7 protein-coding genes and 1 pseudogene are annotated in these 8,348 nt (G+C 66.6%); 4 read left to right on the plus strand and 4 right to left on the minus strand.

Features of this window, described 5'->3' with window-relative positions; all coding sequences use genetic code 11:
* Positions 1–104: 104 nt before the first annotated feature.
* Together wrbA and AAHM44_RS24145 are read right to left on the minus strand one after the other, a co-directional pair.
* Positions 105–731, minus strand: coding sequence for an NAD(P)H:quinone oxidoreductase (wrbA, locus tag AAHM44_RS24140; RefSeq protein ID WP_184169961.1), 627 nt, complete (start codon positions 729–731; stop codon positions 105–107).
* A gap of 18 nt (positions 732–749) precedes the next feature.
* Positions 750–1,448 carry a pirin family protein gene (locus AAHM44_RS24145; protein WP_269574405.1) on the minus strand — a complete coding sequence of 233 codons (699 nt, stop codon included), beginning with the start codon at positions 1,446–1,448 and terminating at the stop codon, positions 750–752.
* Positions 1,449–1,547: 99 nt separating this feature from the next.
* On the opposite strand from AAHM44_RS24145, the gene AAHM44_RS24150 reads away from it, so the two are divergent.
* Complete coding sequence (locus AAHM44_RS24150) at positions 1,548–2,480, plus strand: LysR family transcriptional regulator (protein ID WP_269574404.1); 933 nt, start codon at positions 1,548–1,550, stop codon at positions 2,478–2,480.
* 151 nt (positions 2,481–2,631) lie between these two features.
* Positions 2,632–3,345, plus strand: a complete 714-nt coding sequence (gene ctrA, locus AAHM44_RS24155; RefSeq protein ID WP_184169970.1) for a response regulator transcription factor CtrA — start codon at positions 2,632–2,634, stop codon at positions 3,343–3,345.
* A gap of 57 nt (positions 3,346–3,402) precedes the next feature.
* Here the strand turns inward: ctrA and AAHM44_RS24160 are convergent, their stop codons facing one another.
* Together AAHM44_RS24160 and AAHM44_RS24165 are read right to left on the minus strand one after the other, a co-directional pair.
* Positions 3,403–4,068, minus strand: a complete 666-nt coding sequence (locus tag AAHM44_RS24160) for an HPP family protein (protein ID WP_269574403.1) — start codon at positions 4,066–4,068, stop codon at positions 3,403–3,405.
* Between the two features lies 1 nt (position 4,069).
* Positions 4,070–5,725 (minus strand): amidohydrolase, encoded by a 1,656-nt coding sequence (locus AAHM44_RS24165; RefSeq protein ID WP_269574402.1) that lies wholly within the window; start codon positions 5,723–5,725, stop codon positions 4,070–4,072.
* A 132-nt stretch (positions 5,726–5,857) separates the two neighbouring features.
* Here AAHM44_RS24165 and AAHM44_RS24170 point away from each other — a divergent pair, with 132 nt between their 5' ends.
* Positions 5,858–7,102 (plus strand): threonine ammonia-lyase, encoded by a 1,245-nt coding sequence (locus tag AAHM44_RS24170; RefSeq protein WP_342251583.1) that lies wholly within the window; start codon positions 5,858–5,860, stop codon positions 7,100–7,102.
* Positions 7,103–7,513: 411 nt separating this feature from the next.
* Positions 7,514–8,298 (plus strand): annotated as a pseudogene (locus tag AAHM44_RS24175) (arginyltransferase).
* Positions 8,299–8,348 lie beyond the last annotated feature (50 nt).

Raw genomic sequence — 8,348 nt, forward strand, 5'->3', positions numbered from 1 at the left:
CCCCCCCCCCCCCCCCCCCCCCCCCCCCCCCCCCCCCCCCCCCCCCCCCCCCCCCCCCCCCCCCCCCCCCCCCCGTCCGGCGAAACCGCGCCAGGAGGGGGGAATTACGCGGTTTCGGTCTCGCGGTGGGGAGCCGCGATCTTGTTGGCCAGCTCGGCGACCTTGCGGCCCTGATAGCGGGCACCTTCAAGCTCGACTTCGCTGGGCAGGCGGCTGCCGTCGCCATCGGCGATGGTGGTCGCGCCATAGGGCGAACCGCCCTTCACTTCGTTGACGCCGCCCTGGCCCTGGAAGCCGTAGTCGAGGCCGACGACGGTGAGGCCGAAATGCAGCAGGTTGGTGATGATCGAGAAGAGCGTCGTCTCCTGGCCGCCATGCTGGGTGGCGGTCGAGGTGAAGGCACCACCGACCTTGCCGTTCAGCAGGCCCTGGTACCAGACGCCGCCGGCACGATCCCAGAAGCTCGCCATCTGGCTCGACATGCGGCCGAACCGGGTCGGCGAGCCGACGAGGATGCCGTCGTAATTGGCGAGCTCGTTGACGTCCTCGAGCACGGGATGGCTGTGATCGGCGACGAAGCCGGCGGCCTGCGCCACTTCGAACGGCGCGGTCTCGGGCACGCGGCGGACATCCACCTCGGCGCCGGTGCTGCGAGCGCCTTCGGCAACGGCGTCAGCCATCTTCGCGAGGTGGCCATAGGACGAGTAGTAGAGAACGAGAATCTTGGACATGGTTGCTTCCCTTCCTTGTTATTCGCTGTCGACCAGGACGATTTCGGCGTCCTCGATCGCGGTGATGGTGTAGGTCTTGCCGCTGCTCAGGGCGGCGCCATCGCGGGCATCCACCCGCTCGCCGTCAATCTCGATCGAGCCGATGGCGGGCACCAGATAGGCATGGCGTTCGTCGCCCACTTCGTGGGTGACGCTCTCGCCGGCCTTCAGCGTCGCGCCCAGCACCCGGGCATTGGCCCGGATCGGCAGCGCGTCATTGTCGTCGGCAAAACCGCTCGCCAGGGTGACGAACCTGCCCGAGCGATCGCCCTTGGGGAAAGGCTTGGCGCCCCAGCTCGGCTGGCCGCCCCGCTCGCGCGGCATGATCCAGATCTGGAAGATCCGCGTGGTCTCGGGCTCGAGGTTGTACTCGGCGTGGCGCACGCCGCTGCCGGCGCTCATCACCTGGACATCGCCGGCCGAGGTACGGCCCTTGTTGCCCATCGAGTCCTGGTGGGTGATAGCACCCGAGCGGACATAGGTGATGATCTCCATGTCCTGGTGCGGATGCGGCGGGAAGCCGCTGTTGGCGCCGATCTCGTCGTCGTTCCAGACGCGCAGCGCCCCCCAGTTCATGCGGTTCGGATCGTAATAGTCCGCGAAGCTGAAATGATGCCGCGCGTTGAGCCAGCCATGATCTGCATGGCCGAGACTGGCAAAGGGTCGTTTGTCGATCATGGGGTGTGAACCTCCTGTGTTGAGCAGGAAGATAGGGCGGCGGATCACGCCGTAAATGGAAACGTAGGAAACCAATCGTTTCCGTGATAGGCATGCGGAATGAAGCTACCTGACTTCGAGGCCTGGGCCGTTTTCGCCGCGGTGGTCGAACACCGTTCCTTCTCCGGCGCCGCCGATGCGCTGGCGGTTTCCAAGGCAACCGTATCGAAGGCGATCACCCGGCTCGAGAGCCGTCTGGGTACGACCCTGTTCCACCGCACCTCGCGCCGTCTGACGCTTACCGACAGCGGCCGCAGCCTGGCCGAGAACGCTCAGCGCATCCTGAGCGAAGGACAGGCGGCGGAAGAGGCGGCCTTTGAATCGGCGAGCGCGCCCGCGGGGCTGGTCCGCGTCGCGGCACCCCTCACCTTCGGCATCCGGCACCTCGCGCCGATCCTTTCGGACTTCATGGTGCTCCACCCGGCGATCAAGATTGACCTGCGCCTGTCCGACGCGTTCATCGACATCGTCGGCGAGGGGATCGACATCGCGCTGCGCATCGCCGAGCTGCCAGACAGCTCGCTGCGCGCCCGGCGGCTGGGCCCGGTGACCACGCATATCGTCGGCGCGCCCGAATATTTCGACAGGGCCGGCCGCCCGCGCCACCCGGCCGACCTCGCCCACCATGCCTGCTTCGTCTACACCAACACCGCGACGCCGGAGCTCTGGCGCTTCCGCAAGGCGGGGGGCGAGGAAGCCGCGGTGCGCGTCGACGGACCCATCCGCACCGACAGCGGCGACGCGATGATCCCGGCCTTGTGCAAGGGCCTCGGCGTCGCCCGCCTGCCCGAATTCCTGATCGGCGACGAACTGCGCAGCGGCAAGCTCGAGGCCGTACTCGAGGACTGGTCGGTCAGCGCAGCCGCGCTGCATTTGTTAACGCCGCCCGGCACGCTGCGCCCCGCCCGCGTAGAAGCGTTAATAAATTATCTCGATCAGCATCTGCGGAAGGTCTGCCCCTCTATAAGGGACTCGACTCTGATGGCGAGCTGAGTCCGCGTGTAGGTAGATTCCCTACGACTCGTGGACTCAGGCCGGTTAGGAAGAAATTAACCTTTTGCCTTCAGACACGCTTAGGTTAATGAATCGTCCGAGGCATGCCTTTCATTGGGGCAAGGCAGCCTGCGGCAAGGGGACTTTGACGATGCGCGTGCTGTTGATCGAAGACGAGCCGAGCACTGCCAAGGCGATCGAGCTGATGCTCACGACCGAGGGCTTTAACGTCTATACGACGGACCTCGGCGAGGAGGGCTTGGACCTGGCCAAGCTCTATGACTACGACATCATCCTGCTCGACCTGAACCTGCCCGACATGCACGGGTATGACGTTCTGAAGAAGGTCCGGGTCGCCCGCGTGCAGACGCCGGTGCTGATCCTGTCGGGCATCAACGAAATGGACAGCAAGGTGCGTTCGTTCGGCTTCGGTGCCGACGACTACGTGACCAAGCCCTTCCACCGCGAAGAGCTGGTCGCCCGCATCCATGCGGTCGTCCGCCGCTCGAAGGGCCACAGCCAGTCGGTCATCCGCACCGGCAAGCTGGCGGTCAATCTCGACGCGAAGACGGTCGAGGTCGATGGTGCCCGCGTGCACCTGACCGGCAAGGAATATGCGATGCTGGAGCTGCTCTCGCTCCGCAAGGGCACGACGCTCACCAAGGAAATGTTCCTGAACCACCTCTATGGCGGCATGGACGAACCCGAGCTCAAGATCATCGACGTGTTCATCTGCAAGCTGCGCAAGAAGCTCAGCATGGCCTGCGAGGGCGACAATTACATCGAGACCGTCTGGGGCCGCGGCTATGTGCTGCGCGAGCCGGACGGCGCCGAGGAGCAGGAGCCGATCTCGGCGGTTGCCTGACGACAAGTTCTACGGGGGTAGAAGAGGCCGCGGTCCGCAAGGATCGCGGCCTTTCCTTTATCTGCGTCCCCGCCTTGCGATGGCATGGCGCTCCGCAGCCTCAAGCAACGCCGCCAGGTCCTCGCGGCTGACGTCGAAGCTCTCATGCGCCTCCGCCAGCGCGGCATCGATATCCTCGGGCTGGATACGCGGATGGGCGGGCGCGGGTACCGGACGATGCGGATAGCTGTGGCCGGAGAAGCGGTGGAAGACGATACCGGTCAGCACGAGCAGCAGCGCGTTGAGCCCCATCGGCACCAAGGCGAAACCGATCCCCTGGTCGAGCACCGCCGAGCCGAGCACGGCGAGCAGCGCGCAGGCACCGCCGGGCGGGTGCAGGCAGCGCAGCAGCGACATCAGCACGATCGCCAGCCCGACCGCCAGGCCGGCGGCGATCGCGCCGTGCCCGAGCACAGCGGCGACGGCGAAACCGACAAGGGTGGAGATCGCGCAACCACCGACGACCGGCCAGGGCTGGGCGAGCGGGCTGGCGGGCACGGCAAAGACAAGGACCGCCGAGGCGCCGATCGGCGCGGCAAGCAGCAAGGCCGCATGGCTGCCGACCGACAGCGCCGCGACCCAGCCGGTCAGCCCTATGCCCAGCATCGCGCCGAGCGCCGCGATCAGCCGCTCGCGCCAATTGGCGCCCGCGAGCAGGCGCAGCTTCAGCAACGCCGTCGCCATGCTACTTCTTCACATAGACCCGCGCGCCGCCCACCCAGGTCTCCAGCACCTGGGTGCCGCGCAGGTCGGCCGGCGAGGCAAGCATCGGATCGCGATCGACGATGATGAAATCGGCGCGCATGCCGGGCGCAAGCCGCCCAATCAGGGTCTCGGCAAAGCCAGCCCAGGCAGCACCGGTGGTGAAGCCCGCCCAGCCCTGCTCCCGGGTCACCGCTTCCTCGATCCGCCAGCCGCCAAAGGGCTGGCCATTGGCGTCGGTGCGGGTGAAGCTCACCGCCCAGCCTGCCCAGGGATCGGGGCTCTCGACCGGATAGTCGGACCCGAAGGCGATATGCGTACCGTCCTTGAGCATCGTCTTCCAGGCATAGGCACCGGCGAGCCGGTCCGGACCCAGCCGCGCCTCGGCCATCTTCATGTCGCTGGTCTGGTGGACCGGCTGCATCGAAGCGATCACGCCCAGCTTGGCGAAGCGCGGCAGATCCTTGGGATCGACGATCTGGGCATGCTCGATCCGCCAGCGGCGATCGTCCTTGAACGTGTCCGACAGCACCTCGACCGCGTCGAGCACCTGGCTGTTGGCACGGTCGCCGATCGCGTGGACGGCGATCTGGAAATTGTCCATCGCGCCGCGCGTCATCAGGTTGAGCAACTGGTCGTCGGTGAGGAAGCCCAGCCCCTTCTGCCCGGGCGCATCGCTGTAATCGGCCTTGAGCCAGGCGCCGCGGCTGCCCAGCGCGCCATCGGCATAGAGCTTGATCCCGCCCATGCGCAGCTTGTCGCCATAGAGCCAGGGCGTCGGCCCCTGCCCCGCCACCTGCAGCGCGGTCTCGACACCGTGCGCATAGCTCATGATCCGCATGCGGAGCTGGCCGATATCGGCGATGCGGCGATAGGTCAGCCAGTCATCGGTGGTAGTGCCCATGTCAGCGCTGGCGGTGATGCCGAGCGAGAGCAGCTTGTCCTGCGCGGCGAGGAAGGCGGCGTTGCGCTCGCGCGGGGTGGGCTTGGGGATGAACTTGTCGACCAGCCCCATCGCGCCATCGACGAACACGCCGGCGGGCGCGCCCTTGGCATCGCGCTCGATGCGGCCGCCATTGGTGTCCTTGTTCGCGGCGGTGACGCCGGCGATCTGGATCGCCCGGCTGTTCGCCCAGGCGGCATGGCCATCGACCCGCTCGAGCCATACCGGCCGGTCGCTCACCACCTTGTCGAGTTCCGCCGCGGTCGGGAAGCGGCCGAGCTTCCAGGTCTCCTGGTTCCAGCCGCCGCCGAGGATCCACTTGGTCGGGTTGGCATCGGCATAGGCCTTGATCCTGGCCAGCGCCTCTTCGAGCGAAGTCGTCGCCGAGAGATCGAGCAGCATCAACTGCGAGCCCAGGCCCATGACATGGCCATGCCCATCGATCATGCCGGGCAGCAGCGTCTTGCCCCCCATGTCGATTTTCCATTCGACCTGCTTCGGCCGCTTGTCCTCGCGCTTGAGGATCTGGGTGATCTTGCCGTCGCGGTTGAACAATATGCCGGTGAAGCGGACGACATCGCCCTTCTCGTCCAGCGTCATGCCGTTGACGTTGTCGACCAGACCGTCCGCCAGGGCGGCAACGGGCGCGAGAAGGAGGGCGAGCGCGGCGACCGGCCGCAGGAGGCGCTTCAGCATGGCCGCAGGGCATAGGGCCTGTTCGGCATGCGCGCCAGATGGGGTCGGTTGCCCGTCGATACCTCCCGCGCATGCCCTGACAAGATAAGCAATGTTCCCCCTGGCACGGAGATCGTCTAGGCGGGCTGCACTATGGCAACAAAGACCCTCCCGGCGAACGCGCCGCTCCCCGTTTCGATCGATGATGTCCGTGCAGCGCAGGCGCGTATTGCCGGCCAGATCGTGCGGACGCCGACGCTGGTGAGCAAGACGCTGTCGGACCTGACCGGCGCCACCGTCTATCTCAAGTTCGAGAACCTGCAGTTTACCGCCGCCTACAAGGAACGCGGCGCGCTCAACACGCTGCTCCAGCTCGACGAAGCGGCGCGCGCCAAGGGCGTGATCGCAGCATCGGCCGGCAACCACGCCCAGGGCCTCGCCTATCACGCCAATCGCCTGGGCATCCCCAGCACGATCGTGATGCCCAAGAACACGCCGATCGTGAAGGTCACCCAGACCGAAGGGCACGGCGCCACCGTCATCCTCGAAGGCGAGACCTTCGACGCCGCCTATGCGCATTCGCGGAAACTGGAAGCCGAGAAGGGCTATACCTTCGTCCACCCGTTCGACGATCCCCGGATCATCGCCGGCCAGGGCACGGTCGCGCTCGAGATGCTCGAGGACGTGCCGGAGATCGACACGCTGGTGATCCCGATCGGCGGCGGCGGCCTGATCTCGGGCTGCTCGACCGTAGCCAAGTCGGAAGGCCGCGACATCGAAGTGATCGGCGTCCAGGCCGAGCTCTACCCCTCGATGTACAACCGCGTGCACCACACCGACATGCCCTGCGCCGGCGATACGCTGGCCGAGGGCATCGCAGTGAAGGAGCCGGGCGGCATCACCGCCAGGCTGGTCGAGGCGCTGGTCGACGACATCGTGCTGGTCAGCGAGCGGCGGCTCGAGGAATCGGTGAGCCTGCTGCTCCAGATCGAGAAGACCGTGGTCGAAGGCGCCGGCGCCGCCGGCCTGGCCGCCCTGCTCTCCGAGCCGCAGCGCTTCAAGGGCAAGACCGTGGGCATCATCCTGTGCGGCGGCAATATCGACCCGCGCCTGCTCGCCTATGTGCTGCTGCGCGACCTCGCCCGCTCGGGCCGGATGGCGCGGCTGCGCATCCGCCTGCAGGACCGGCCGGGCGCGCTGTTCCGGGTGGCGCAGATCTTCGACCAGCTCTCGGTCAACATCCTCGAGCTGTCGCACCAGCGTATCTTCACCAACCTCCCCGCCAAGGGCCTGAGCCTGGACGTGGAGTGCGAGACGCGCGACCGCGATCATCTGGAGCGGCTGATGACCGCGCTGCGCCGGGCTCAGTACGAGGTGCAGCTGGTCGAGCTGGCCTAGCGGCGTCCAAAGTACACGAAGTACAGGCCAAGAACGGGTTCCGCCGCCCCAGGCGGGTGGCGGAATCCTATTCCATAACCAACCGCCATGCCGCGCCCTGCAAATCGCGCCCCGACGCGACTCCGCAGGAGTCCGCGAGTCGCGTCAAACCGACGAAGCGAATCACACGCGCGACGAACTGAGTCGTCGCTGGATTCACACGATTCGCCGATTCCGATACAAAGCCCGCACAGCCAAATTTTCCATTTTCGGCAGCGCGTTGCGCGGCCCGATGGTTAACGTCACCGCTCTCCGCCGGAATGGTGAATCGTTAACTCTCTTTCATGGTAAAGCAGCTTTTCATCCTTCGAGAACCGCAGCATAGTTGCCTCATCGGCCGGACGTAGCGGCCAGAGCAAAGGGGCATCAGGGGTGACTGCACTTTCCCGTTTTCCGCGGTTCTTCGTGACGAGCCCCTCGCCCTGCCCCTATCTGCCGGGCCGCCAGGAGCGGAAGATCTTCACCGAATTGTCGGGATTGCATGCGGGCGAGCTGAACGATGCGCTGGGCCGCATCGGCTTCCGCCGGAGCCAGTCGGTCGCCTATCGCCCGAGCTGCGCGGGCTGCACCGCCTGCGTCTCGGTCCGCGTCGTCGCCGACGAGTTCCAGCCCAACGCCACCCAGCGCAAGCTGCTGCGCCGCCACTCGGACCTGGAAATCACCGCCTGCAAGCCCTGGGCGACCGAGGAGCAGTTCGCGCTGCTCCACCGCTATCTGAGCGCCCGCCATCCGGGCGGCGGCATGGCGACGATGGACGAGAACGACTATGCCGACATGGTCGAGCAGTCGCCGGTCAGCTCCTATGTGATCGAATATCGCGAGCCCTCGGTGAATGGCGAGCGCGGCCGGCTGGTCGGCGCCTGCATCACCGACAGCAGGCCGATGGCCTGTCGATGATCTACAGCTTCTTCCTGGCCGATGACGAAAGCCGCCCGGGCCTGGGCAATTTCATCATCATGGAGCACATCCTGCGCAGCCAGGCCGCCGGCCTGCCCTATGTCTATCTCGGCTATTGGGTGAAGGGCAGCGAGCGCATGGCGTACAAGACGCGCTATCGCCCGATGGAAGCGCTCGGCCCCAATGGCTGGACCCTGCTGGAGGACGAGGACATGGCGATCGCCATGCCGGTGCCGGCGAACGCGGCGGCCTTCGCCTGATCTCTGACCTTGATCCCAGCTGTTCCCCGGGGGGGGGGGGGGGGGGGGGG

This window comes from Sphingomonas sp. OTU376 (genome assembly GCF_038440415.1).
GTDB classification, from domain to species: Bacteria; Pseudomonadota; Alphaproteobacteria; order Sphingomonadales; family Sphingomonadaceae; genus Sphingomonas; species Sphingomonas kyeonggiensis_A.